This window comes from Suicoccus acidiformans (genome assembly GCF_003546865.1).
Taxonomy (GTDB): Bacteria; Bacillota; Bacilli; order Lactobacillales; family Aerococcaceae; genus Suicoccus; species Suicoccus acidiformans.
In genome coordinates this window covers 219,813-244,480 of sequence record NZ_CP023434.1, presented here as the reverse complement: position 1 = coordinate 244,480, position 24,668 = coordinate 219,813, and the positions used below count along the sequence as shown (strand labels likewise).

The window sequence follows — 24,668 nt, the reverse complement described above, 5'->3', positions numbered from 1 at the left end:
ATGCAAGCACAATATAAAAAGGAGATACATATGAAACTTATATCTTGGAACATCGATTCACTCAATGCCGCCTTAACTAGCGACTCCAACCGAGCGCAACTATCCCGTGCGGTCTTAGACACCCTCCAACAAGAAAATCCGGACGTCTTAGCCATTCAAGAAACCAAGCTTCCCGCTAAAGGCCCGAGCCAGAAACATCTTGACAGCCTAACTGAGCGCTTCCCAGGCTACACAATCGTCTGGAACAGCTCCCAAGAACCTGCCCGCAAAAGTTACGCCGGAACCATGTTCCTCTATAAGGAAGATTTAACACCGGAAGTAACTATGCCACAGATTGGTGCCCCTGATACAATGGACCACGAAGGTCGCATCATTACTCTCGAATTTGACGACTTCTACCTCACCCAAGTCTACACTCCCAACGCCGGCTCTCAGCTTAAGCGCCTATCCCTACGCCAAGAATGGGATCATCTCTATGCAGACTATTTAGCTGGGTTGGATAGTAATAAGCCAGTGTTAGCTACCGGAGACTTTAACGTAGCCCACAAAGAAATCGACCTAGCCAATCCAAAGACCAACCGCAATTCCGCCGGCTTTACTGACGAAGAGCGCGCAGGCTTCACTGCCTTGCTCGAACGCGGCTTCACCGACACCTTCCGCCACGTCCACGGTGACGTCGAAGGCGTCTACTCTTGGTGGAACCAACGGGCCAAAACCAGCAAAATCAACAACTCAGGCTGGAGAATCGACTACTGGCTCACCAGCAACCGTGTCACAGACTGGGTCCAACGCTCAGAAATGATCGACTCCGGTACCCGTCAAGACCACACACCCATCCTACTGGAAATTACGCAGCCTTAACCCGAGTAAGTCAACTTACTTCTGGGCAAGGTGAAATGTGTCTAATGGTGTGGTTTAAGAGATGTCCCCTTAATTCAAATGACGACAGAGCTTCCGAAATGCTAGTGACTTTTTGCTCGACAACTTTAGAAATCTATTACCCCCTTAATATAATTAGCCAGTATTACTTGTACTGAAATAAGCTGCCCATAAGCATCCTTCTTGGATACTTGTGGGCGGCTTTTAAGTACATAAATAAAAAGCTAGAGACACAATAGGCGTGCTCTAGCTTTCTTCCAAAGGATTAGTCTGTTTCTTCTTCGCGCTTACGCTTACCTAAAAGAAGTTCCCTTGCTAACAGTTCAGTTAAGCCTGCTGCAAAAATTGCGGAATCAGCTTCACCAGTTTCAGGTAGGGTACCAATCCCTAATTGAACGGTTTGGATACGTTCTGAGTCAATGGTAGTTTGCGATTCTTTCACTGAAGCTTGTGTTGGATCAGCTTCATTTGGTGATTGGTCGCTGACTTGATTTGGCGTGCTACTTCCTTGCGTAGGTGATTGAGCTCCTTCAACACGGTCTGGATTTGTTGAATCCACAGGTGTTGCGCTATCTGGTGACTGCTTTGGCTCTTCATTGCTTCCCGGCGTTGGCGCCGTTGCATTAGAAGGGTTGTCTGGCTGATTAGGATTTACTGGTTGGTCAGGTGTTTGACCATCTGGTCTGCCAGGGGTCTGACCTCCAGGTGTTCCAGGATCCGTTGGATTATTTGGATTAATTGGTGTGCCGCCATCTGGTGACTGACCACCTGTTTGGTTACCTGGCTAATCCGAATTGGTCGGTGTTTGACAAGCGTATTCAATAAACTTCGGTAGTGCCGTTTGGGTAATCACTTCGCCAGTTGTCGACTCATTTGGTTGTCCGACATTCGTAATCGTTTCTTCACTGATTTGTGGTTGGCCTGGATTAACAACAACCACCTCACCTGGTTTAAGTATGACATTATCCTACAGTCAACTAGAAAAGAAGCCAAAAAATAACGATTCTAAAATAAATACGGTTGATGGAAATTTCTCGACCGTTTTTAAGTGCAAAAAACGCAGATGTTCTTTAATATTAAAGTTGACCCAATAATAAAGGAGAACATCTACGTATGAATCATTTTATCGAAAAAACCTTCCAATTAAAAGACAAAAACATTGAAATCGATATGGATTATTGTGAAGAGATAGAATTCAAAGGGCGAACATCGCTCTTTTATCGAGGAACATTGGCATATAAACCAGAGGCTTGTCCTCATTGTGGCATTGCCAATAATGATTATGTCATTGTCAGTAATGGAAAACGCTCCTCTCGTCTGACATTAACAGCCAAATCAGGCTTACCTGCTTACTTAATCCTAGCTAAGCAACGCTTTTTATGCAAAGCCTGTGGGCGGTCATTTACAGCGAAGACATCCATCGTTAATCCTGACTGCTATATTACGAATCAAGTCAAACAACAGATTATGGACCGCGCCACAAGAGTCACTTGTGAAACAGATATCGCCAAAGATACTTTTGTATCACCAAATACAGTCCGACGGGTGATTCATGAAACCGCTCGAGCTATTCGAATACGGTCCACTGAACAGTTGCCTAAGCATCTATCCTTTGATGAATTTAAAAGCGTTAAGTCGGTTAAAGCAGCGATGAGCTTCATCTGTTGTGATACACTGTCACATAAAATCGTAGATGTGGTCGAAGACAGAAAAACACACTCACTCAGTGCTTATTTCTCAAGGTTTAGTCGCCAAGCACGTTACCAAGTTCAAACCATTACGATAGATATGTACGAACCATACATGCACCTGGCAAAGCGATGGTTTCCAAATGCAAAGATTATTCTTGATCCGTTCCATTTAATTCAAGCCTTAAATCGCGAATTAGATCGGACACGAATTCGTTACATGAACGAGGTTCGTTATAAAGATTCAAGACTCTATAATAAACTTAAGCGTTATTGGAAATTAATACTCAAACCAAAAAGCGACTTAATGTCTACTGAATACCATCGCTTCCCACTGTTTGATTGGTTAACCAATACTCGTAGCATTGTGGACTATCTCATTCAGCACGACGACGTCTTGAAGGATACCTATCAAATGGTGCATCAATTGGGCGATGCCTTAAGGGATAGGAACTGGCAACGATATCAAGAGATTTTGGCACAAAGCCGGTCCATGACACTTTCAAAAGGCTTAAGGCGTGTATTAAGGACGTTCAGAAAGTATGTTGTTGTTTTAGAAACTTTCGTTATAATTATAGTACAACTATTGTGTTTCGAAGCCAACAACTTTTGCGTGATTTTTATTTTAGTTGCGTTTTCGCAACTTGTATAGTAATATACTTTTTAAGGAAGGAGGTAATGTAGGTTGATAAATATTGGGGGTAATATCAAAGCCTTGAGAAATATGAAAGGCTTAACTTTAGAAGAAATGGCCAATGAGCTAAACAGTAAATATCCAGGGGAAATAAACTTTAATAAAGGGAAAATTTCTAAATGGGAGAATGGTAAAGATAGGCCACTTCTATCCTCTGCTGCTATTCTTGCTGACTATTTTGAAATATCTATCGATGATTTAATTTCAAAAGACGTTAATCTGACAACTGATGAAACTCACATCGATAACATTTTTTATACTGATACTATAAGAAATATCATTGACGTTTCTATGAAACTTTCAGATTTCAGGCAAGAAAACGTTTATTCATATGCTGAATATCAATTAGAAGAGCAAAACAATACAGAAAGCATTCAAGAGCAATCCATCATATACGGCCGTTCCACCGCAGCAGGAACTGCACGTTTTGTGGATGATGCTGACGCGTATGAGGTTCGCCCAGATTCCATCGTTCCGAAAGGAGCAGATGAACTAGTTGAAGTTGTAGGAGATTCGATGGAACCTCTTATCCATAACGGGGATAAAGTTTATATTAGGCATCAGCCAACAGTGGAACAAGGGGAGGTTGCTATTGTACGTATCGAGAATGAAGGAGTTACTTGCAAGCGAGTATATATTGACGAAGATACAATTACTTTGAAATCAGAAAATAAGAAGTACGATGATATGAAGTTTAGCCCTAGTCAGATATCTGTACTAGGAAAGGTCTTACTATAAGGAGAGAATCCAATGAAAAAACTATTGATTACCATAGCTACACTTACGTTTATAACGAATGTTCCCGTAAATGCTGAAAGTAATCATGCATCCAGTGATATATCTATGCATGAGAAATTAGAGAAGGATCCAATTGAATTTGGTGATCAGAATTTCGAAGTTAAAGTTATAGATGTGTATCTTGAGGAGAATCCTGAATACTATGAAGGCAAAGCTGTAGTATTTGAGTATGAGTTTACTAATTTAATGGCGGAAACACAGAGCCCTGCTACAACTTGGGATGCTTATACGGATGTGACTCAAGATAACGACCCTAACGTAGTTAATTACTTGGATTGGAAACCTAATGTAAATTACCCGCCAGAAGATTCTCCAGAAGTAAAAACCGGAGGAACGACCAAATGGGCAGAGGCATATAAGCTAGATGATGAAAAAACACCTATAACGCTTAAAGCCTTCAATTTTATGGGCGGTGATGAGTGGGGCGAATGGGAATTTGAACTAGATGACCTCGAACTAAGAGATGGAGATGAAGAAGCGAGTGAAGAGACCGCTTCAAGCAATAACGGAAATAATTCGACGACTACAACTGCTAGTAGTCGTCCTTCGTCACGCACAAAAGTAAATAACAACAAAGTGAAAGAAAGAAATGGAGAGTATTATGTAATTAGTCCAACTGACGGGATAGAAATTCCTGTATATCGTAATCCAGACGGAAGCTATTTCTTTGCACCAGAACATGATCCAGCTTACTTTGCAGAACGTGAAGAAGCAATGCGTAAAGCACAAGAAATTGATGATAAATCATATCAAGCATATTATGAGGATGAATACGGCAATCTTTACGAGAACCCTATTTATCAATACAGAGAAGGACCATCTGATTATTACGAGGAACCATATGATTCGTATTATGATGACTACTCCGATGACTGGGACGATTAATGTTTAATCAAAAATAACCTTTCATGCTGGCGGGCAAAGAAAGGTGAAAAATAATGATTGAAAAATACATTACAAAAAAAGGAAAAGAAAGATTTAAAGTAGATTTATATTTAGGCATTGATGATAAAACAGGCGAAATTGTCAGATTAAGAAAAGGTGGATTTAATACTAAAAAAGAAGCAGAAGTATATGCTTCACGAAAGAAGTATGAATACGATCAAGAGATAGCTGACATTGATAAGAAAAGATTTAAAGAAGTATACGACTTATGGTTTACGCAGTACGAATTAAATGTTAAGCCAAACACATATATTCAACAGCTGCAAATAGCCAATAAGCATATACTTCCAGAGTTTGAGAATTATTATATAGATAAAATAGACGTAATGCAATGCCAAGAGATTGTAAATAAATGGTATTCAAACTACACAAAATCAGCAAATCTAGTTAGTATAACGTCACGGATTTTTAAATTAGGTATAGCGTTAGGGCACTGCAAAGCAAACCCTATGGAGAAAGTATCGCGGCCAAAAAACACTCATAAAGTAGAGTATGACAGTCCGTTTTATGAAAAGGATGAATTAAATTTATTCTTAAAACATACACAAGAGAATGAATCATTACAAGATTATGTGATGTTTAGAGTATTTGCGTTTACTGGTTTAAGAAAAGCAGAATTAATTGGTCTAACGTGGGATAGTATTGATTTAAAACATAAAAAGCTGAAAGTAGATAAAGTTTACGTTCCCACTAAAGATGGCCATGTTTATCAAGAGCCGAAAAACAATTCTAGTCGCCGTATTATATCAGTTGATCAAGAGACGATTAACTTATTAAAACGATGGAAAGTTGAACAACGTGAAAAGCTGTTTGCATTTGGGCTTAAAGTAGATGATTCATCACCCGTATTCACAAGAAGTAGTTCTATTTTACCTATATCAGATAAGTACCCTAATGATGTTTTAAATCGTATTATTAAAGAGGGTGAACTTAATGATATAACCATTCACGGCTTTAGGCACACTCATTGCTCCTTATTATTTGATGCAGGTATAGAAATGAGTGAAGTAAAAGATCGTTTAGGCCATTCAAGTATCACTACAACGATGAATATATACAACCACGTAACAAAGCGTAAAAGGGATGAATCTGCTGATATATTTGCCAGCTTTATGAGTAGTCTATGACAAAATCTATGACAAAATAATTCAGGACAAAAAAATAGGTTCTAAAATAAATACGGTTGATGGAAATTTCTCGACCGTTTTTAAGTGCAAAAAACGCAGATGTTCTTTAATATTAAAGTTGACCCAATAATAAAGGAGAACATCTACGTATGAATCATTTTATCGAAAAAACCTTCCAATTAAAAGACAAAAACATTGAAATCGATATGGATTATTGTGAAGAGATAGAATTCAAAGGGCGAACATCGCTCTTTTATCGAGGAACATTGGCATATAAACCGGAGGCTTGTCCTCATTGTGGCATTGCCAATAATGATTATGTCATTGTCAGTAATGGAAAACGCTCCTCTCGTCTGACATTAACAGCCAAATCAGGCTTACCTGCTTACTTAATCCTAGCTAAGCAACGCTTTTTATGCAAAGCCTGTGGGCGGTCATTTACAGCGAAGACATCCATCGTTAATCCTGACTGCTATATTACGAATCAAGTCAAACAACAGATTATGGACCGCGCCACAAGAGTCACTTGTGAAACAGATATCGCCAAAGATACTTTTGTATCACCAAATACAGTCCGACGGGTGATTCATGAAACCGCTCGAGCTATTCGAATACGGTCCACTGAACAGTTGCCTAAGCATCTATCCTTTGATGAATTTAAAAGCGTTAAGTCGGTTAAAGCAGCGATGAGCTTCATCTGTTGTGATACACTGTCACATAAAATCGTAGATGTGGTCGAAGACAGAAAAACACACTCACTCAGTGCTTATTTCTCAAGGTTTAGTCGCCAAGCACGTTACCAAGTTCAAACCATTACGATAGATATGTACGAACCATACATGCACCTGGCAAAGCGATGGTTTCCAAATGCAAAGATTATTCTTGATCCGTTCCATTTAATTCAAGCCTTAAATCGCGAATTAGATCGGACACGAATTCGTTACATGAACGAGGTTCGTTATAAAGATTCAAGACTCTATAATAAACTTAAGCGTTATTGGAAATTAATACTCAAACCAAAAAGCGACTTAATGTCTACTGAATACCATCGCTTCCCACTGTTTGATTGGTTAACCAATACTCGTAGCATTGTGGACTATCTCATTCAGCACGACGACGTCTTGAAGGATACCTATCAAATGGTGCATCAATTGGGCGATGCCTTAAGGGATAGGAACTGGCAACGATATCAAGAGATTTTGGCACAAAGCCGGTCCATGACACTTTCAAAAGGCTTAAGGCGTGTATTAAGGACGTTCAGAAAGTATGGGGAATATATCCACAACACACTCACACATGCAGGCCTTAGTAATGGTCCTATCGAAGGGATTAATAATAAGATTAAACTACTCAAACGCAATGGTTATGGTTACAGAAACTTCAGTCATTTTAGAGACAGAATATTACTCATGTGCCGACTTTATGAACCTAAGAACAAAGAAAAAGATCAAGCAACAAATTTAGTCGCTTGACCTTAAATTTACTCATCAACCCTATTTGACAAAGAGCCAAAAAATAACGCTCCTGGACTAGCCAAGAACGTTGATATAACAATACCGGTGGTCGGGGTCGAACCGACACGTCCTAATGGACACGGGATTTTGAGTCCCGCGCGTCTGCCAATTCCGCCACACCGGCAAGATGTTAGCGTATAAACAAAAAAATAAGGCGGTGATCGGATTTGAACCGACGAATGAGGGTTTTGCAGACCCGCGCCTTACCACTTGGCTACACCGCCATTATTTGCTGGGCAGCCAGCAAGCATTGTCAGGATGACCCTAACAAAATGAAAAACTGGGGTAGCTGGATTCGAACCAACGCATAACGGAGTCAAAGTCCGTTGCCTTACCGCTTGGCTATACCCCAATCACAATAGGATAATAATAACACAATCAAGATTCACCGTCAAGTGTTATTTGCTTTAATAAAATAGGCGGCTGATGGGAATCGAACCCACGAGTGTCGGCGCCACAAGCCGATGCGTTAACCACTTCGCCACAACCGCCATAATACTCATTAACAGGGACTGTAGGAATCGAACCCACACTAACGGTTTTGGAGACCGTTGTTCTACCGTTAAACTAAGTCCCTAATTCATTAGTATACAAACGATTCATTTGCCCTAATTATTAAAGCAATGGAGGGGGGCAGATTCGAACTGCCGAACCCGAAGGAGCGGATTTACAGTCCGCCGCGTTTAGCCACTTCGCTACCCCTCCGATGGCTTGGGACGGAATCGAACCGCCGACACCTTGAGCTTCAATCAAGTGCTCTACCAACTGAGCTACCAAGCCATACGGTCCGGACGGGATTTGAACCCGCGATCTCCTGCGTGACAGGCAGGCATGTTAACCCCTACACCACCGGACCATTTTTCGGTTATGGAGGATGACGGGATCGAACCGCCGACCCCCTGCTTGTAAGGCAGGTGCTCTCCCAGCTGAGCTAATCCTCCATAATTATTTAATTGTCAATGATCCGTACGGGATTCGAACCCGTGTTACCGCCGTGAAAGGGCGGTGTCTTAACCACTTGACCAACGGACCTATTTAATAAGTTAGTTGAGGTTATCCTTACATCGAAGAACAATCTCTTGGTCATAAGACCTTGGGTGTTAGTAAAACGGAGAGTAAGGGATTCGAACCCTTGAGACGGGTTTAAGCCGCCTACACGATTTCCAATCGTGCTCCTTCGGCCAGCTCGGACAACTCTCCAAGAAGCCAACTCCGCAAGTAGGGCTCGAACCTACGACATCATGATTAACAGTCATGCGCTCTACCAGCTGAGCTATTGCGGAATAACAACGTGTGCATGGCGACGACCTACTCTCACAGGGTCAAAGACCCCACTACCATCGGCGCTAAGAAGCTTAACGACTGTGTTCGGCATGGGAACAGGTGTGTCCTTCTTGCCAATATCACCACACATACATTGTCTTTGAGTCATCTCTTGATCACTCAAAACTGAATAACCTACATAAATTGTTGGATATAACCTACTAAGAACTGTAGTCCAGCTCGCTCAGGGTTCACCTTCACTCACTGGCTAATCGTGGTTAAGTCCTCGACCGATTAGTACGCGTCCGCTCAATACATCACTGCACTTACACTTCGCGCCTATCTACCTGATCGTCTCTCAGGGGTCTTACTTGTCATACAATGGGAAATCTCATCTTGAAGCTGGCTTCGCACTTAGATGCTTTCAGCGCTTATCCATCCCACACGTAGCTACCCAGCTATGCTCCTGGCGGAACAACTGGTACACCAGCGGTGTGTCCATCCCGGTCCTCTCGTACTAAGGACAGCTCTTCTCAAATTTCCTACGCCCGCGACGGATAGGGACCGAACTGTCTCACGACGTTCTGAACCCAGCTCGCGTACCGCTTTAATGGGCGAACAGCCCAACCCTTGGGACCGACTTCAGCCCCAGGATGCGATGAGCCGACATCGAGGTGCCAAACCTCCCCGTCGATGTGAACTCTTGGGGGAGATAAGCCTGTTATCCCCAGGGTAGCTTTTATCCGTTGAGCGATGGCCCTTCCATGCGGTACCACCGGATCACTAAGCCCGACTTTCGTCCCTGCTCGACTTGTAGGTCTCGCAGTCAAGCTCCCTTATGCCTTTGCGCTCTGCGAATGATTTCCAACCATTCTGAGGGAACCTTTGGGCGCCTCCGTTACGATTTAGGAGGCGACCGCCCCAGTCAAACTGCCCACCTGACACTGTCTCCCGTAGTCTGCCTACGCGGGTTAGAGGGTTCATCTGCCAAGGGTAGTATCCCACCAGCGCCTCCACCGAATCTGACGATCCGGTTTCCTAGGCTCCTACCTATCCTGTACATGGCAAACAAACACTCAATATCAAGCTACAGTAAAGCTCCATGGGGTCTTACCGTCCTGTCGCGGGTAACCTGCATCTTCACAGGTACTATAATTTCACCGAGTCTCTCGTTGAGACAGTGCCCAGATCGTTACGCCTTTCGTGCGGGTCGGAACTTACCCGACAAGGAATTTCGCTACCTTAGGACCGTTATAGTTACGGCCGCCGTTTACTGGGGCTTCAATTCGTACCTTCGCTTGCGCTAAGCACTCCTCTTAACCTTCCAGCACCGGGCAGGCGTCAGCCCCTATACGTCACCTTTCGGTTTGGCAGAGACCTATGTTTTTGGTAAACAGTCGCCTGGGCCTATTCACTGCGGCTGGCGTGAGCCAGCACCCCTTCTCCCAAAGTTACGGGGTCATTTTGCCGAGTTCCTTAACGAGAGTTCTCTCGATCACCTTAGTGTTCTCCACTTGACTACCTGTGTCGGTTTGCGGTACGGGTTAATATAAACTCGCTAGAAGCTTTTCTCGACAGTATGATTACTCACCTTCGCTACTTATTTTCACTCCCGGTCACAACTCGCGGTTAAAGACATAAGCATTTCACTCACATCTCCACTTGTTGCTTCGACAGGCATCCATCAGCCTGCGTGAGGTCACCTCCTGTGTCCCTCCATCACTCAAACGTTTATATTAAGTACAGGAATCTCTACCTGTTGTCCATCGCCTAGACCTGTCGGCTTCAGCTTAGGTCCCGACTAACCCTGGGCGGACGAGCCTTCCCCAGGAAACCTTAGTCAATCGGTGGACGGGATTCTCACCCGTCTTGCGCTACTCATACCGGCATTCTCACTTCTATACAGTCCACGGCTCCTCACGGTACCGCTTCTCCCCATATAGAACGCTCTCCTACCATCCTCTCGGATCCACAGCTTCGGTGTACTGTTTAGCCCCGGTACATTTTCGGCGCAGAGTCACTCGACTAGTGAGCTATTACGCACTCTTTCAATGGTGGCTGCTTCTAAGCCAACATCCTAGTTGTCTGTGCAACTCCACATCCTTTTCCACTTAACAGTAACTTGGGGACCTTAGCTGGTGGGCTGGGTTGTTTCCCTTTCGACTACGGATCTTATCACTCGCAGTCTGACTCCCAGAGATACGTCTGTGGCATTCGGAGTTTATCTGGATTCGGTAAACCTTAAGGCCCCCTAGTCCAAACAGTGGCTCTACCTCCACGACGCTTACTCTGAGGCTATACCTAAATATATTTCGGAGAGAACCAGCTATCTCCAGGTTCGATTGGAATTTCACCGCTACCCACACGTCATCCGAACACTTTTCAACGTATTTCGGTTCGGGCCTCCAGTGCGTCTTACCGCACCTTCACCCTGCACATGGGTAGGTCACCTGGTTTCGGGTCGACAATAACGAACTTTCGCCCTATTCAGACTCGCTTTCGCTTCGGCTTCAGCTCTTCACTTTAACCTTGCTCGTTATCGTCACTCGCCGGTCCATTCTACAAAAGGTACGCCATCACCCTTTAACGGGCTCTGACTACTTGTAGGCACACGGTTTCAGGTACTCTTTCACTCCCCTCCCGGGGTGCTTTTCACCTTTCCCTCACGGTACTGGTTCACTATCGGTCACTAGGGAGTATTTAGCCTTGCCAGATGGTCCTGGCGGATTCCGACGGAATTTCACGTGTTCCGCCGTACTCAGGATACTCTTAGGTATATTCAAGTTTTCGTTTACGGGGCTCTCACCCTCTCTAGCCAGGTTTCCCAACCTGTTCAACTAACTTCAATACGTCCACGTTAGAGTCCTACAACCCCGATGTGCATGCACATCGGTTTGGGCTCTTCCCGTTTCGCTCGCCGCTACTCAGGGAATCGATCTTTCTTTCTCTTCCTGCAGGTACTTAGATGTTTCAGTTCTCTGCGTCTACCTCGCTCTCGCGTGACAGCCATTAGCTGCCGGGTTCCCCCATTCGGATATCTCCGGATCAAAGCTTACTTACAGCTCCCCGAAGCATTTCGGTGTTCGTCCCGTCCTTCATCGGCTCCTAGTGCCAAGGCATTCACCGTGCGCCCTTACTTACTTAACCACAGTATTTTATTGCGCTATTTGGTTTAATGTTGATTGCGGTTAATTCGCAATCCAGTTCGTTCGTGCTAAAGCTATCGTTTAAGGCGTCTGACTTGCGGCTCTTTAGAGCCTCCGGTCATCCGGCTTAACCGTACGCTTTTTTACGCACTCGCTCACCTTTTTCTTAAACTCGGTCAATTCTCGGTTTGATTATATCAATTTTAAGAATTTATGTTTGTTTCATAATATACTCGCATCGAATATATTATGATGGTTATTCAGTTTTCAATGATCAAGGTTGCTAGTTAAATTTCAACTAGCGATGGAGAATAGCGGGATCGAACCGCTGACCTCCTGCGTGCAAAGCAGGCGCTCTCCCAGCTGAGCTAATCCCCCGTGCTGAGTATATATTCTATTATGGAAAAGTTTCTTTGTCAACTTGTTTTCGAAACTTTTTCTCATGGGCCTGAGTGGACTCGAACCACCGACCTCACCCTTATCAGGGGTGCGCTCTAACCAGCTGAGCTACAGGCCCGATTCTTATTGCTTACTCAAACCCTTGAGTGGTACTTATATAAAGCACACTCAAAACTGAACAAAGACTCCCATTGTGTCGGTTCCATTACTCCTTAGAAAGGAGGTGATCCAGCCGCACCTTCCGATACGGCTACCTTGTTACGACTTCACCCCAATCATCTGTCCCACCTTCGACGGCTCCCTCCATAGGGTTAGGCCACCGGCTTCGGGTGTTACAAACTCTCGTGGTGTGACGGGCGGTGTGTACAAGACCCGGGAACGTATTCACCGTGGCGTGCTGATCCACGATTACTAGCGATTCCGGCTTCATGCTCTCGAGTTGCAGAGAACAATCCGAACTGAGAATGGCTTTTGGAGATTCGCTTGCCCTCGCGGGGTCGCTGCTCGCTGTACCATCCATTGTAGCACGTGTGTAGCCCAGGACATAAGGGGCATGATGATTTGACGTCATCCCCACCTTCCTCCGGTTTGTCACCGGCAGTCTCACTAGAGTCCCCAACTTAATGCTGGCAACTAGTCATAGGGGTTGCGCTCGTTGCGGGACTTAACCCAACATCTCACGACACGAGCTGACGACAACCATGCACCACCTGTCTTCCTGCCTCCGAAGAGGTTTCACCTATCTCTAGGCTATGCAGGAGATGTCAAGTCCTGGTAAGGTTCTTCGCGTTGCTTCGAATTAAACCACATGCTCCACCGCTTGTGCGGGTCCCCGTCAATTCCTTTGAGTTTCAGCCTTGCGGCCGTACTCCCCAGGCGGAGTGCTTATTGCGTTAACGCCAGCACTGAAGGGTGGAAGCCCCCCAACACTTAGCACTCATCGTTTACGGCGTGGACTACCAGGGTATCTAATCCTGTTCGCTCCCCACGCTTTCGAGCCTCAGCGTCAATGTCAGACCAGAAAGTCGCCTTCGCCACTGGTGTTCCTCCATATATCTACGCATTTCACCGCTACACATGGAATTCCACTTTCCTCTTCTGCATTCAAGTGACCCAGTTTCCAATGACCTTCCACGGTTGAGCCGTGGGCTTTCACATCAGACTTAAGTCACCGCCTGCGCTCCCTTTACGCCCAATAAATCCGGACAACGCTTGCCACCTACGTATTACCGCGGCTGCTGGCACGTAGTTAGCCGTGGCTTTCTGGTTAGATACCGTCAATCCATGAACAGTTACTCTCATGGGTGTTCTTCTCTAACAACAGTGCTTTACGATCCGAAAACCTTCTTCACACACGCGGCGTTGCTCCGTCAGACTTGCGTCCATTGCGGAAGATTCCCTACTGCTGCCTCCCGTAGGAGTCTGGGCCGTGTCTCAGTCCCAGTGTGGCCGATTACCCTCTCAGGTCGGCTATGCATCATCGTCTTGGTAGGCCATTACCCCACCAACTAACTAATGCACCGCGGGGCCATCCTCTAGCGATAGCAGAACCATCTTTCCCAATCAAATCAGGTGACTCGATTGACTATGCGGTATTAGCAACCGTTTCCGGTTGTTATCCCCCACTAAAGGGTAGGTTCCCCACGTGTTACTCACCCGTCCGCCACTCACGTCAGGAGAACAAGTTCTCCGTCGGTTCGTTCGACTTGCATGTATTAGGCACGCCGCCAGCGTTCGTCCTGAGCCAGGATCAAACTCTCATGAAAGATGCGAAGCTTTACTTCGACTTTAATGAAATGAGTTTGTGCTCATTTAAATACTAGCTTATGTTTTTTAGCGAGGTTATCTCCTCGTGCGTCTCGAATTTATTAAATTCGGGTTGTTTGTTCATTCATTGAATGAACCCTACACAATTTGGTGTTTGTCTTTGTTCAGTTTTCAATGTGCTTTCGTTGCTTCGTGGAGCAACTTCTATATCTTAACATCGTTCAGATTTCTTGTCAATACTTTTTTGAAGTATTTTTAAAATCTCTTTTTGATGTAAGCGCTACACTTGTTGATGTAGCAGATATTATATTATCATCTTGTGAGCTTCGTGTCAACTACTTTTTTGAAGATTTTGAAGTTCACTATGCGTCGTTTTTTTGAACGACAAGCAATACTTTATCATAAATCACTCATCTCGTCAAGCGCTTTTTGAACTTTTTGTGAGTTCGGTTGGTGTCTCGCAAGGACAAGTGATAATATAGCATGAGTCGCCCTGCTGCGTCAACCCTTTTTCGAAGAAAGTTTGAATTTCCTTTGAAGGAGTTGTGCGCTGTGGAAACGACAAGTGATAATATAGCACGGAATATAGTCAGTGTCAAACACTTTTTTTCATTTGGATTATTTACTATAATAGATATACATCGAAAGGAGCGTCATGTATGGAACAATTTGATAGTTTATTTAAGATAGAGGATATCTTTGCTTTATGGCTGAGCACCGTTGGTTTAGAACGGGAGACGATGCGGATTACTGAAGATGGCGATTTAGCCACGACCCCTCATCCAAAGGCTTTAGGGAATCGGTCTTTCCATCCTTATATACAAACAGATTTTGCTGAGTCGCAACTGGAGTTTATTACACCTCCTTATGAATCAAGCGAAACCCTAATCAATTGGTTGTCTGGGATTCATCAAGTGGCTTATCAAGTCATGGAATCTGATAATGAATACTTCTGGCCACTTAGTACACCGGCTTATGTCCCGGAAGATCGAGATTCCATTAAAGTTGCTCAGTTAGATAATGAGGTGGAGCGGGGTTATCGGACTCACCTAGCAGCTTACTATGGTAAGGACGTTCAGTTAATCTCTGGTATCCATTATAATTTCCAGATTAATCCTGAGGTTTTGAAACGGAAGCAACCTGAGTCAATGGATCGGGTAAGCTTTATGAATGCTATCTATAGTAAGTTGGGCCGTAATTACTTACGCTACCGTTGGATTCTGACCTATCTTATGGGAGCTTCTCCATACATTGCCGATAACTATGCTACTGAACTTTATGGTAAACCTCATAAGCGCATGATGCGTTCCTTCCGCCAAAGTCGCTACGGCTATCAGAATAAGGCCGATGTCTATGTCCGTTATGATTCTCTCGAGCACTTTATAGAAGATTTGGAGCAGGCCGTGGCCTCTGGCCAATTATCCGTCGAGAAAGAGCTTTACCGTGATGTCCGCTTCCGCCGGGGCAACCCTTACCGCGAGCTCTTGCAGAAAGGCGTCTCTTACCTTGAGTTCCGTAACATCGACTTAAATCCTTTCGCGACTTACGGTATCGAACAAGGGGATATCGATTTTATCAAGCTTTTCATTATTACTTTATTATATTTACCTGATGTTGAAACGAACGAAGCAGTCGATAAAGGCAATACCTATAACTTCCAGACCGCTGAGGCTGACCCGACTGATTTACCAATTGATATGGATGAAATACGCCAATTTCTCGGCAAAATGAAAACCTTAGCGACGACCTTAGACCGCAATCGTCCACAGAAAGCGTCACTGATTAACTTAATTGAAAGCAAAGAAGCAATGATTGACCGCCCTGACTTAACCCTTGCCGGTCGAATCATTGAAGCTTGCCCGAGTCCTTCAGATTTCTTAGCCTTCGGGATTGATTTGGCTAAAGATTACCGGGAACTCTACCAAGACAAACCATATTTATTACATGGGTTTGAACAGTTGGAACTCTCTACACAAGATGTATTAAAAGAAGCGTTGATTGCTGGAATTGAGTTTGATGTCGTAGATACCACAGGGAATTTAATCCGCTTAGAACACGATGATCACGTAGAATTCGTTAAAAGTGCCAACATGACTTCCCATGATACGTTAATTAGCTACTACCTTATGGAAGACAAAGTTGTCACCAAGAAATTACTCGCCGACGTTGGCGTACGCGTGCCCGCAGGTGTATCGTTCAAGAATCCGGATGAAGCGAAGGCTTATTTCCCGCAGATTGAATACAGCGCCTTTGTGATTAAACCTAAAGATACCAACTTTGGTCTTGGTATTACAATCTTCACCGAACGACCGAGCCAATCCGCTTATGACGAAGCCTTGAAGCTAGCTTTCGCTGAGGATGACACGGTACTTGTAGAGGAATTTGTCCAAGGTACCGAACTCCGCTTCTACGTTCAAGATGGCTCCACTCGTGCTGTTGTTGAACGCCAGCCGGCCCAAGTTGTTGGTGACGGTAAGCATAGCATTAGTGAGCTTATCGATATCGAAAACACCAACCCACTACGTGGCGAACGTCATCTAGCGCCTTTAACTTATATTGAGAAAGGCTCCGCCGAACGTCTGCAACTTAGCGAACAAAACTTAGATTTCGACAGCATTCCTGCTGAAGGTGAGATTGTCTACCTCCGCCGTAACAGCAATATTTCCACCGGGGGCGTTTCAATCGACCGCACCGACGCGGCCCATTCGTCTTACCACCGCATTGCTGAACACTCAGCTGAAGCACTCGGTGCTAATTTCTGTGGTGTCGATATTATCCTAACTGACTATAGCCAAGAAGCCCGCTTTGATAACTATGCCGTTATCGAAGCAAACTTCAATCCAATGATCACCCTCCACCGCCACCCCGGCCGGGGCCAAGCACATCGGGTTGGTCGCGATGTATTGAAGCAACTCTTTCCCGAAGTAGCCTTCTCAACCGAAGGTCATTTCATCGGCTAGGGAACATAAGCTTCTTTAGCAGAAGGCGCATCATACATATGCGTCTTCTGCTTTTTTGGCGTTGGTTACTAGTGAATTCACTGAGGGATACTATTATATCCAGACGTATAAAGCGTTATTTGCCTCGGCAATATGGTCGATGTAAATAACGCTGTTCTCATACTTATGATTATCTTCAATGCTAAAAGCCTCCCACGAGGGGAGGCTAGGGGCTAGCGTTACTTGCGGATGACTAGTTTGTCACCGATTTGCAGTGCGTCAGAAGACAAGTTGTTCCATGCTTTAATTTGATTTACGGTAACACCATAACGATTCGCGATTTTATAAAGATAATCGCCAGACTTCACTGTGTAAGTTACAGGTTGACGGTTTGTTTGGCTACTGCCACCACCGCTTTGTGCTGGAATTTTCAAGACATCACCGATTTGTAAAGCATCACTTTGTAAATTGTTCAAGCGTTTAATCGCCGCAGCGGTTGTACCGTATTGGTTGGCAATTTTGTACAGGTAGTCACCGGCTTTAACGGTGTAGTTGCTACCTGACTGTGGTTGACTTGGACGCACCGGCCCTTGATTAGCTGTCTTAATTGTTAACTTATCGCCAACTTGTAAGGCATTACTTCTTAAGTTATTCCACTCTTTCAGTTGTTTAACGGTTACCCCGTATTGCTTGGCAATCTTATATAAATAATCGCCTGCTTTCACTGTATAGGTTTGACTAGGTTGGCTTGGTTGTGGGACTTTCGTATCCTTATTCACGCGAAGAATGGTACCGATTGGAAGATTCGTACTTGTCAAACCGTTCAAGTCCATCAACTCTTTAACCGTCATATGATTTGCTCGAGCGATATCCCAAAGGGTATCTCCTGCTACAATCGTATGCGTTCTATGCTCTGCCTCTGGTGCCGGCTTAGTTGGGGATGGTTTGCGACTTGATTTCTGGACCTTGAGCTTATCGCCGACTTGAAGGAAATCGCTAGTTAAATTGTTCCATTCTTTCAATTGAGCAACAGTAACACCGTATTGCTTAGCAATCTTATATAAATAATCGCCAGGTTTAACCGTATACTGCTCGGCTGTTTGCGTTGGTGTCGTTGGAGTTGTGCTGGTCAGCTTCAACTTGGTACCGATTGGAAGATTCGTACTTGTCAAGCCGTTCAAGTCCATCAACTCTTTAACTGTCATATGATTAGCTCGAGCGATATCCCAAAGGGTATCTCCTGCCACAATCGTATGCGTTCTATGCTCTGCCTCTGGTGCCGGCTTAGTTGGGGATGGTTTGCGACTTGATTTCTGGACCTTGAGCTTATCGCCGACTTGAAGGAAATCGCTAGTTAAATTGTTCCATTCTTTCAATTGAGCAACGGTAACACCGTATTGCTTAGCAATCTTATATAAATAATCGCCAGCTTTAACCGTATACTGCTCGGCTGTTTGCGTCGGTGTCGTTGGAGTTGTGCTGGTCAGCTTCAACTTGGTACCAATTGGAAGATTCGTACTTGTCAAACCATTCAAGTCCATCAACTCTTTAACTGTCATATGATTAGCTCGAGCGATATCCCAAAGGGTATCTCCTGCTACAATCGTATGCGTTCTGCCAGAAGCAGGTGCTGGATCAGGTTTAGGCGTAAGAGGTTTAACTGGTTGCTTCACCTTTAACACATCGCCTACTTGCAGAAAGTTACTAGTTAAATTGTTCCATTCTTTCAATTGAGCAACGGTAACACCGTATTGCTTAGCAATCTTATATAAATAATCGCCAGGTTTAACCGTATACTGCTCGGCTGTTTGCGTCGGTGTCGTTGGAGTTGTGCTGGTCAGCTTCAACTTGGTACCAATTGGAAGATTCGTACTTGTCAAGCCGTTCAAGTCCATCAACTCTTTAACTGTCATATGATTAGCTCGAGCGATATCCCAAAGGGTATCTCCTGCCACAATCGTATGCGTTCTGCCAGAAGCAGGTACTGGATCAGGTTTAGGCGTAAGAGGTTTAACTGGTTGCTTCACCTTTAACACATCGCCTACTTGCAGAAAGTTACTTGTTAAATTATTCCACGCCTTCAACTGAGCAACACTTACACCATATTGGCCGGCAATCTTATATAGATAGTCGCCAGATTTAACCGTATAAGTCGTGTCTTTTGACGTCGGTGTATCATTGCTTGGAGTTGTTGAAGTCTGTCCTGGCAACTTCAACTGACTACCTACTTGAAGGAAATCACCACGAATATTGTTCAAGCGTCGTAATTCATCCACCGTGGTACCATTTGCCTGGGCAATCTTCCAGAGACTATCGCCAGCTTGCACCCGATAATTTCCCCCCGTTTGCGTCGAAGTATTCGGTGCAGGTGTTTGCGTGCTTGTTGTATTGCTCAACTTCAATTGGGTACCCACGGGCACATTATCGCTCGTCAAGCCGTTCAATTCTTTCAGTTCTTGGACCGTTAAATTATTCTTACGGGCAATACTCCAGAGAGTATCTCCATAAGCAATCGTATGCGTTGATTCGCTTGGTGCAGGAGTCTGCGGTGTCTCTCCAGATGTACTTGGCGTTGACGTCTCTTGGTCAGCCGGTGTTTCGACCACCTCGCCACCTGTCGGCTCAACGTAGCGGTCAAAGTAGACGTAGCCACCATTCTGATCACCTCGAACATACCAATTCCCATGCTCTTTCCAATCGAAATGCGCCTTAGCATATTCGATTGCCTCAGCAGTTGTGTCGAAATTTTGTGGCACAACGACCTTATCATCCATATAAGCTGGACTCGTCTCAGCCGGTGCTACGAATTGCGCATGGACAGTCTGGGGCTCTACAGCCAAGACTAATCCAGCAAGTAGCGACATAGAGCTGGTGAGTAGTACATATTTCCGTTTCATTTTTAAAGCCCCCTGTTTTTAAAAATTTCTCTAAAGATTTTCTTAACTTATTTCTAGATTCATTATACCACTGTTACAGATATATTACAAATATTTCTCGTTTATTTCACAAACTATCCTTAGCCAGAATTAAAAAACTTATAAACCGCTTACTTATGGCATATATCCCCAAAGTACATTCGACTTTCTTATGTTACGAAACTGTTACGTTATATTACATTAATAACTTACTTGACTATATTATCCAGATGGCAGCCCCTGTCTTAGAAAATCCTAAGAATCAAAGGCCTAGCGAAGAGCCTTTTACGACGGACATCTCATCAGCGAGCATAGCAACAAAATCCCTTTAGAAAGGCAATCTAGCTTCCTCTGGCTCCCCAAACAAAAAAAGACCCCGCTGGAATAAAGTGAACTGCCCCTGTCAAGTAGACAGGGGGCAGTTCACAGCAGAGTCTTCTAAAGTCATTAATCAAATAGTGCCGCAACCAACGCTTCAGCCGTGACATCACCGAGATAGCGGTTCAAATCCAGCTCTTCTAAGGCTTCCTTAATAGCAGCTCGATCATATTTGACACCATTTAAATGTTCTTCTACATCGGCAATATCCCCAAGACCGAAGAAGTCGCCGTAAATCGTCGCATCCTGAATGCGCCCACCGCTGACATTGAAACGGAAGTCAACCAGGCCAAAGGGGAATTTATGGCTTTGCTCGACATCAAAGTCTGGGGAAGCACCGTAATTCCAATCCCAATTGCCCATCCGTTCAGCGCGGAGCTCATAGACTTCCTTCCAGTCTTGCTCGGTTAACTTATATTCCGGCACATCTTCGCGCTTGTCCACTCCGAATATTTCCAATAACAGTAAATCACGGAATTCCTCAGTCGATAAATTCTGATACTGCTCATCCACATATGGCTTAATGTTCGTCACACGGGAACGCACCGACTTGATTCCCTTAGATTCGATCTTCTCTTTACGTGGCTTAAGCGCATTGTTGACTTCTTCTAAATCCGCATCAAAAAGAATCGTCCCATGGGCAGTCATGCGACCATCTTTGGCATACATGGCATTACCGGAGAATTTTTTGCCATCGATCAATAAATCATTACGTCCTTGTAGCTCGGCTTCCGTCGCGCCCATCTTATGCAAGGCTTCAATCACCGGTTTAGTAAAACTAGCGAAATCACGAAAACTTCCGTCATCGTCTTTAATAAAGCAGAAGGAGAAGTTGCCCAAATCATGATAAACCGCACCACCACCGGACATTCTGCGAACTACCGTGATGTCATTGGCTTCAACGTAGGGCTGATTAATCTCCTCAATTGTATTCTGATTTCGCCCAATGATAATCGACGGTGCATTAATATAGAAAAGCAGAATCGGCTCGTCAACCTTCTTGTTCTCAACCAGATAAGTCTCCAGCGCAATATTCACACTAGCATCATAATTATTCTCATTATCTACAAAAATCATCGCCCTATTCCCCCTAAACATTCGCCTGAATCTTAACTAAAGCGTCCCGGTCCAACCTTTCCAGAATAGCATTCACTAGACGTACCGTGTTCTTGAAATCATCCTCATGAATTACCGACGTATGCGTATGCAAGTAACGCACAGGCACTGTAATCGCCAAGGACGGAATTCCATCCAGCGTCTGATGCATCGATCCAGCATCCGTTCCACCACCAGGAATAAAGGTATATTGGAACGGAATATCCAAGTCCTCCGCAATATCCGTCACAAATTGACGCAAACCACGGTGCGCAATCATCGAAGCATCGTAAACAATCACCTGTGGCCCTTTGCCTAATTCACTATCCGCTTCCTGCTTCGTCATTCCCGGTGTATCACCAGCCGTCCCCGTATCCAAAGCTAAAGCAATATCCGGCTTAAGCATATGCGTTGCTGTCTTAGCTCCACGCAAACCAACTTCTTCCTGAGCGTTTGCCCCAGCATACAGCACAGAACTGTGCCCTACTTCGTGAGCATGCTTAAGCACCTCAATTGCAACTGCTAACCCAATGCGGTTATCCCACGCCTTACCTAGAAGAAACTTCGTATCATTCATCCGCCGTGTTTCAATATAAGGCGTAATCATATCCCCTGGACGAATCCCCATCGCCTCGACTTCTTCGGCCGAAGAAGCACCAATATCGATAAAGACATCTTTCATATCAATTGGCTTTTTGCGAGCGGCTTGGGTTAATACATGCGGTGGCTTAGACCCCGTCACTCCATGATAAACCTTCCCCTCGCGCGTTGTAATCTCAACTTGTTGAGCAAGAACAACTTGACTCCACCAGCCTCCAATTGGCACAAATTTAAGAAAACCTTTCTCCGTAATCTGACTAACCATAAAGCCAACTTCATCCAAATGCGCCGCCATCAAAATTCGTGGACCAGACGCATCACCCGTAGCCTTAGCAAAGATACCACCTAAACCGTCTTGAACGAACTCCTCCGCATAAGGATCCGCCCATTTGCGAAACACATCACGCACAGCCCCCTCATTACCAGCAATGCCACGCGCCTCAGTCAAATCAATTAACATATCACGATTTATCTCCATGCTATAACCTCTCTCTATTAAACTAATCTTATTGTAACGCTAAAAATAAACTATGACAAATCATGGAGCAATCAATAAAAAGCCAACACTTAAGCGCATAGGGAACTTAGTAGAAAAACAAAACTACTGCTCTGCAACCGAAAAAATAGCGAGAATTATAAGCGACTCTTCCGCCCGATTTATCCACCAGTAATCCCTAAGAAATTAGGTGCTTGGAGCAAACCATCTACCTCTGCCTCGGCCATCCCCGTGTACCTCGCAATGGTTTCGATATCCAAGCCATTACTATGCGTTGTACAAATTATTTTATGTATTTCCATTAACATTCCTTCTGCTCTACCTTCATACCTTGCTGTGGCTACCACCGCTTCATAGATCTCCTGTTATTTTTGCGCTAAATCTGTCATAAATTCTCGATACCTCTTTCATTTGGAACTAAGAGAGGAAGAAACAAAATCTCTCCCCCTCCTTTACTGCTTAGTCTATCAATTTCAGTTTAGGTGCTTGAAGTATTTGTTTCACTTCTGCTGGAGTCATGTTCGTATATTCCGCTATCATCTCAGTTGACACACCATTTTCGTGCATTGTTGAAACTAATTCGTACCGCTCTTCTGCTCTGCCTTCCTCTCGACCTTCCTCTCGGCCTTCATATCTCGCTGTACCCACCGCTGCTTCAAAGTCATCCTGATATTTTTGCGCTAAATCTGCCATTTTTCGTTCCTCATCTCCCAAATGAATTTCATCCATTTCTACGTTCAATTTTCAGTGCATTCACAAAAAAGCTTCCATTCAGATGCTTTAGTTATGGAAAGCGAAGGAAACTAAAAATCTCCTTCGCTCAAATAACTTCTATAGTTGCCTTAACTCCATTAAGCTTCTTCTCGAATCACTTTCTCAACATCTTCCTTAGACTCCATAACGATATCAGCTATTTTATCTATACTTTCGCCTCTATGGTGCATATTTAGAATTATGGCGGTTGCTTTCTTAAGCGCCCCCTCTGCTCTGCCTTCCTCTCGACCTTCATATCTCACTGTACCCACCGCTGCTTCAAAGTCATCCTGATATTTCTGAGCCAAATCTGCCATCTTTCGTTCCTCATCTCCCAAATGAATTTCATCCATTTCTACGTTCAATTTTCAGTGCATTCACAAAAAAGCTTCCATTCAGATGCTTTAGTTATGGAAAGCGAAGGAAACTAAAAATCTCCTTCGCTCAAATAACTTCTATAGTTGCCTTAACTCCATTAAGCTTCTTCTCGAATCACTTTCTCAACATCTTCCTTTGACTCCATAACGATATCAGCTATTTTATCTATACTTTCGCCTCTATGGTGCATATTTAGAATTATGGCAGTTGCTTTCTTAAGCGCCCCCTCTGCTCTGCCTTCCACACGACCTTCCTCTCGGCCTTCATATCTCGCTGTACCCACCGCTGCTTCAAAGTCATCCTGATATTTTTGCGCTAAATCTGCCATTTTTCGTTCCTCATCTCCCAAATGAATTTCATCCATTTCTACGTTCAATTTTCAGTGTATTCACAATAAAGCTTCCATTCAGATGCTTTAGTTATGGAAAGCGAAGGAAACTGAAAATCTCCTTCGCTCAAATAACTTCTATAGTTGCCTTAACTCCATTAAGCTTCTTCTCGAATCACTTTCTCAACATCTTCCTTAGACTCCATAACGATATCAGCTATTTTATCTATACTTTCGCCTCTATGGTGCATATTTAGAATTATGGCGGTTGCTTTCTTAAGCGCCCCCTCTGCTCTGCCTTCCTCTCGACCTTCCACACGTCCTTCCTCTCGACCTTCTACACGACCTTCCTCTCGACCTTCCACACGGCCTTCCTCTCGGCCTTCATATCTCGCTGTACCCACCGCTGCTTCAAAGTCATCCTGATATTTCTGAGCCAAATCTGCCATCTTTCGTTCCTCCTCTGTCAAATTAACCTCATCCACTTCTGCGTTCAATTTTCAGTGCATTCACAATAAAGCTTCCATTCAGATGCTTTAGTTATGGAAAGCGAAGGAAACTAAAAA

General features: G+C 44.2%; 17 protein-coding genes, 14 tRNA genes and 3 rRNA genes. 7 read left to right on the top strand and 27 right to left on the bottom strand.

Annotated features, from left to right (window positions below):
- The first annotated feature begins 30 nt into the window (after nt 1-30).
- Nucleotides 31-861 (top strand): exodeoxyribonuclease III, encoded by an 831-nt coding sequence (locus CL176_RS01235; protein ID WP_118989671.1) that lies wholly within the window; start codon nt 31-33, stop codon nt 859-861.
- A gap of 283 nt (nt 862-1,144) precedes the next feature.
- Here CL176_RS01235 and CL176_RS01230 read toward each other — a convergent pair whose 3' ends face one another.
- Both CL176_RS01230 and CL176_RS12145 read right to left on the bottom strand, forming a co-directional pair.
- Complete coding sequence (locus CL176_RS01230) at nt 1,145-1,438, bottom strand: LPXTG cell wall anchor domain-containing protein (protein ID WP_118989670.1); 294 nt, start codon at nt 1,436-1,438, stop codon at nt 1,145-1,147.
- Nucleotides 1,439-1,663: 225 nt separating this feature from the next.
- A complete protein-coding gene (locus tag CL176_RS12145) occupies nt 1,664-1,819 on the bottom strand; it encodes a hypothetical protein (protein ID WP_162890755.1) in 156 nt (51 codons plus the stop codon).
- 173 nt (nt 1,820-1,992) lie between these two features.
- Between CL176_RS12145 and CL176_RS01225 the strand changes: the two genes are divergently transcribed.
- From CL176_RS01225 to CL176_RS01205, 5 genes are all read left to right on the top strand, one after another.
- Nucleotides 1,993-3,219, top strand: a complete 1,227-nt coding sequence (locus CL176_RS01225; protein ID WP_118989669.1) for an ISL3 family transposase — start codon at nt 1,993-1,995, stop codon at nt 3,217-3,219.
- A gap of 33 nt (nt 3,220-3,252) precedes the next feature.
- The gene (locus tag CL176_RS01220) at nt 3,253-3,999 is read left to right on the top strand and encodes a helix-turn-helix domain-containing protein (RefSeq protein ID WP_118989668.1); all 747 of its coding nucleotides are present in this window, start codon (nt 3,253-3,255) and stop codon (nt 3,997-3,999) included.
- A 12-nt stretch (nt 4,000-4,011) separates the two neighbouring features.
- Nucleotides 4,012-4,944, top strand: coding sequence for a DUF5067 domain-containing protein (locus CL176_RS01215; protein WP_118989667.1), 933 nt, complete (start codon nt 4,012-4,014; stop codon nt 4,942-4,944).
- A gap of 53 nt (nt 4,945-4,997) precedes the next feature.
- Nucleotides 4,998-6,131, top strand: coding sequence for a tyrosine-type recombinase/integrase (locus CL176_RS01210; RefSeq protein ID WP_118989666.1), 1,134 nt, complete (start codon nt 4,998-5,000; stop codon nt 6,129-6,131).
- A 149-nt stretch (nt 6,132-6,280) separates the two neighbouring features.
- Nucleotides 6,281-7,603 (top strand): ISL3 family transposase, encoded by a 1,323-nt coding sequence (locus CL176_RS01205; RefSeq protein WP_118989665.1) that lies wholly within the window; start codon nt 6,281-6,283, stop codon nt 7,601-7,603.
- An 82-nt stretch (nt 7,604-7,685) separates the two neighbouring features.
- Here the strand turns inward: CL176_RS01205 and CL176_RS01200 are convergent.
- From CL176_RS01200 to CL176_RS01120, 17 genes are all read right to left on the bottom strand, one after another.
- Nucleotides 7,686-7,769: transfer RNA gene (locus tag CL176_RS01200), tRNA-Leu, on the bottom strand.
- 28 nt (nt 7,770-7,797) lie between these two features.
- Nucleotides 7,798-7,869: transfer RNA gene (locus CL176_RS01195), tRNA-Cys, on the bottom strand.
- Nucleotides 7,870-7,925: 56 nt separating this feature from the next.
- Nucleotides 7,926-7,997, bottom strand: a tRNA-Gln gene (locus CL176_RS01190).
- A gap of 66 nt (nt 7,998-8,063) precedes the next feature.
- Nucleotides 8,064-8,136, bottom strand: a tRNA-His gene (locus CL176_RS01185).
- 15 nt (nt 8,137-8,151) lie between these two features.
- A tRNA-Trp gene (locus CL176_RS01180) sits at nt 8,152-8,222 on the bottom strand.
- Between the two features lie 47 nt (nt 8,223-8,269).
- Nucleotides 8,270-8,350: transfer RNA gene (locus tag CL176_RS01175), tRNA-Tyr, on the bottom strand.
- 2 nt (nt 8,351-8,352) lie between these two features.
- Nucleotides 8,353-8,425 (bottom strand) — tRNA-Phe (locus CL176_RS01170).
- Nucleotides 8,426-8,428: 3 nt separating this feature from the next.
- A tRNA-Asp gene (locus CL176_RS01165) sits at nt 8,429-8,501 on the bottom strand.
- Between the two features lie 12 nt (nt 8,502-8,513).
- A tRNA-Val gene (locus CL176_RS01160) sits at nt 8,514-8,586 on the bottom strand.
- Between the two features lie 19 nt (nt 8,587-8,605).
- Nucleotides 8,606-8,677 (bottom strand) — tRNA-Glu (locus tag CL176_RS01155).
- A gap of 77 nt (nt 8,678-8,754) precedes the next feature.
- A tRNA-Ser gene (locus CL176_RS01150) sits at nt 8,755-8,845 on the bottom strand.
- 10 nt (nt 8,846-8,855) lie between these two features.
- Nucleotides 8,856-8,928, bottom strand: a tRNA-Asn gene (locus tag CL176_RS01145).
- Between the two features lie 12 nt (nt 8,929-8,940).
- Nucleotides 8,941-9,056: ribosomal RNA gene (rrf, locus tag CL176_RS01140) — 5S ribosomal RNA — on the bottom strand.
- Nucleotides 9,057-9,182: 126 nt separating this feature from the next.
- Nucleotides 9,183-12,055, bottom strand: a 23S ribosomal RNA gene (locus CL176_RS01135).
- Nucleotides 12,056-12,359: 304 nt separating this feature from the next.
- Nucleotides 12,360-12,432: transfer RNA gene (locus CL176_RS01130), tRNA-Ala, on the bottom strand.
- A 65-nt stretch (nt 12,433-12,497) separates the two neighbouring features.
- Nucleotides 12,498-12,571: transfer RNA gene (locus tag CL176_RS01125), tRNA-Ile, on the bottom strand.
- A gap of 98 nt (nt 12,572-12,669) precedes the next feature.
- Nucleotides 12,670-14,219: ribosomal RNA gene (locus CL176_RS01120) — 16S ribosomal RNA — on the bottom strand.
- Together the 16S, 23S and 5S rRNA genes with 14 tRNA genes alongside form the textbook arrangement of a ribosomal RNA operon.
- 660 nt (nt 14,220-14,879) lie before the next feature.
- On the opposite strand from CL176_RS01120, the gene gshAB reads away from it, so the two are divergent.
- Nucleotides 14,880-17,180, top strand: coding sequence for a bifunctional glutamate--cysteine ligase GshA/glutathione synthetase GshB (gene gshAB / locus CL176_RS01115; RefSeq protein WP_118989664.1), 2,301 nt, complete (start codon nt 14,880-14,882; stop codon nt 17,178-17,180).
- A gap of 218 nt (nt 17,181-17,398) precedes the next feature.
- Here gshAB and CL176_RS01110 read toward each other — a convergent pair whose 3' ends face one another.
- From CL176_RS01110 to CL176_RS01075, 8 genes are all read right to left on the bottom strand, one after another.
- Nucleotides 17,399-20,056, bottom strand: a complete 2,658-nt coding sequence (locus CL176_RS01110; RefSeq protein WP_118989663.1) for a LysM peptidoglycan-binding domain-containing protein — start codon at nt 20,054-20,056, stop codon at nt 17,399-17,401.
- 465 nt (nt 20,057-20,521) lie between these two features.
- On the bottom strand, nt 20,522-21,529 hold the full coding sequence (locus CL176_RS01105) for a lipoate--protein ligase (RefSeq protein WP_118989662.1): 1,008 nt from the start codon (nt 21,527-21,529) through the stop codon (nt 20,522-20,524).
- 13 nt (nt 21,530-21,542) lie between these two features.
- A complete protein-coding gene (locus CL176_RS01100) occupies nt 21,543-22,625 on the bottom strand; it encodes a M42 family metallopeptidase (protein WP_118989661.1) in 1,083 nt (360 codons plus the stop codon).
- 179 nt (nt 22,626-22,804) lie between these two features.
- Nucleotides 22,805-22,945 (bottom strand): hypothetical protein, encoded by a 141-nt coding sequence (locus CL176_RS01095; protein WP_162890754.1) that lies wholly within the window; start codon nt 22,943-22,945, stop codon nt 22,805-22,807.
- 157 nt (nt 22,946-23,102) lie between these two features.
- Nucleotides 23,103-23,336, bottom strand: coding sequence for a hypothetical protein (locus CL176_RS01090; protein WP_118989659.1), 234 nt, complete (start codon nt 23,334-23,336; stop codon nt 23,103-23,105).
- A gap of 158 nt (nt 23,337-23,494) precedes the next feature.
- A complete protein-coding gene (locus CL176_RS01085; RefSeq protein WP_118989658.1) occupies nt 23,495-23,713 on the bottom strand; it encodes a hypothetical protein in 219 nt (72 codons plus the stop codon).
- Between the two features lie 158 nt (nt 23,714-23,871).
- Nucleotides 23,872-24,102 (bottom strand): hypothetical protein, encoded by a 231-nt coding sequence (locus tag CL176_RS01080; RefSeq protein WP_118989657.1) that lies wholly within the window; start codon nt 24,100-24,102, stop codon nt 23,872-23,874.
- Between the two features lie 158 nt (nt 24,103-24,260).
- Nucleotides 24,261-24,551, bottom strand: a complete 291-nt coding sequence (locus tag CL176_RS01075; RefSeq protein WP_118989656.1) for a hypothetical protein — start codon at nt 24,549-24,551, stop codon at nt 24,261-24,263.
- Nucleotides 24,552-24,668 lie beyond the last annotated feature (117 nt).

Excerpts from the sequence above, each read along its gene's own strand:
- CL176_RS01235 (WP_118989671.1), top strand. The coding sequence starts at position 31 with ATGAAACTTATATCTTGGAACATCGATTCACTCAATGCCGCCTTAACT.
- CL176_RS01225 (WP_118989669.1), top strand. The coding sequence starts at position 1,993 with ATGAATCATTTTATCGAAAAAACCTTCCAATTAAAAGACAAAAACATT.
- CL176_RS01215 (WP_118989667.1), top strand. The coding sequence starts at position 4,012 with ATGAAAAAACTATTGATTACCATAGCTACACTTACGTTTATAACGAAT.
- CL176_RS01210 (WP_118989666.1), top strand. The coding sequence starts at position 4,998 with ATGATTGAAAAATACATTACAAAAAAAGGAAAAGAAAGATTTAAAGTA.
- CL176_RS01205 (WP_118989665.1), top strand. The coding sequence starts at position 6,281 with ATGAATCATTTTATCGAAAAAACCTTCCAATTAAAAGACAAAAACATT.
- gshAB (WP_118989664.1), top strand. The coding sequence starts at position 14,880 with ATGGAACAATTTGATAGTTTATTTAAGATAGAGGATATCTTTGCTTTA.
- CL176_RS01110 (WP_118989663.1), bottom strand. The coding sequence starts at position 20,056 with ATGAAACGGAAATATGTACTACTCACCAGCTCTATGTCGCTACTTGCT.
- CL176_RS01105 (WP_118989662.1), bottom strand. The coding sequence starts at position 21,529 with ATGATTTTTGTAGATAATGAGAATAATTATGATGCTAGTGTGAATATT.
- CL176_RS01100 (WP_118989661.1), bottom strand. The coding sequence starts at position 22,625 with ATGGAGATAAATCGTGATATGTTAATTGATTTGACTGAGGCGCGTGGC.
- CL176_RS01095 (WP_162890754.1), bottom strand. The coding sequence starts at position 22,945 with ATGGAAATACATAAAATAATTTGTACAACGCATAGTAATGGCTTGGAT.
- CL176_RS01090 (WP_118989659.1), bottom strand. The coding sequence starts at position 23,336 with ATGGCAGATTTAGCGCAAAAATATCAGGATGACTTTGAAGCAGCGGTG.
- CL176_RS01085 (WP_118989658.1), bottom strand. The coding sequence starts at position 23,713 with ATGGCAGATTTGGCTCAGAAATATCAGGATGACTTTGAAGCAGCGGTG.
- CL176_RS01080 (WP_118989657.1), bottom strand. The coding sequence starts at position 24,102 with ATGGCAGATTTAGCGCAAAAATATCAGGATGACTTTGAAGCAGCGGTG.
- CL176_RS01075 (WP_118989656.1), bottom strand. The coding sequence starts at position 24,551 with ATGGCAGATTTGGCTCAGAAATATCAGGATGACTTTGAAGCAGCGGTG.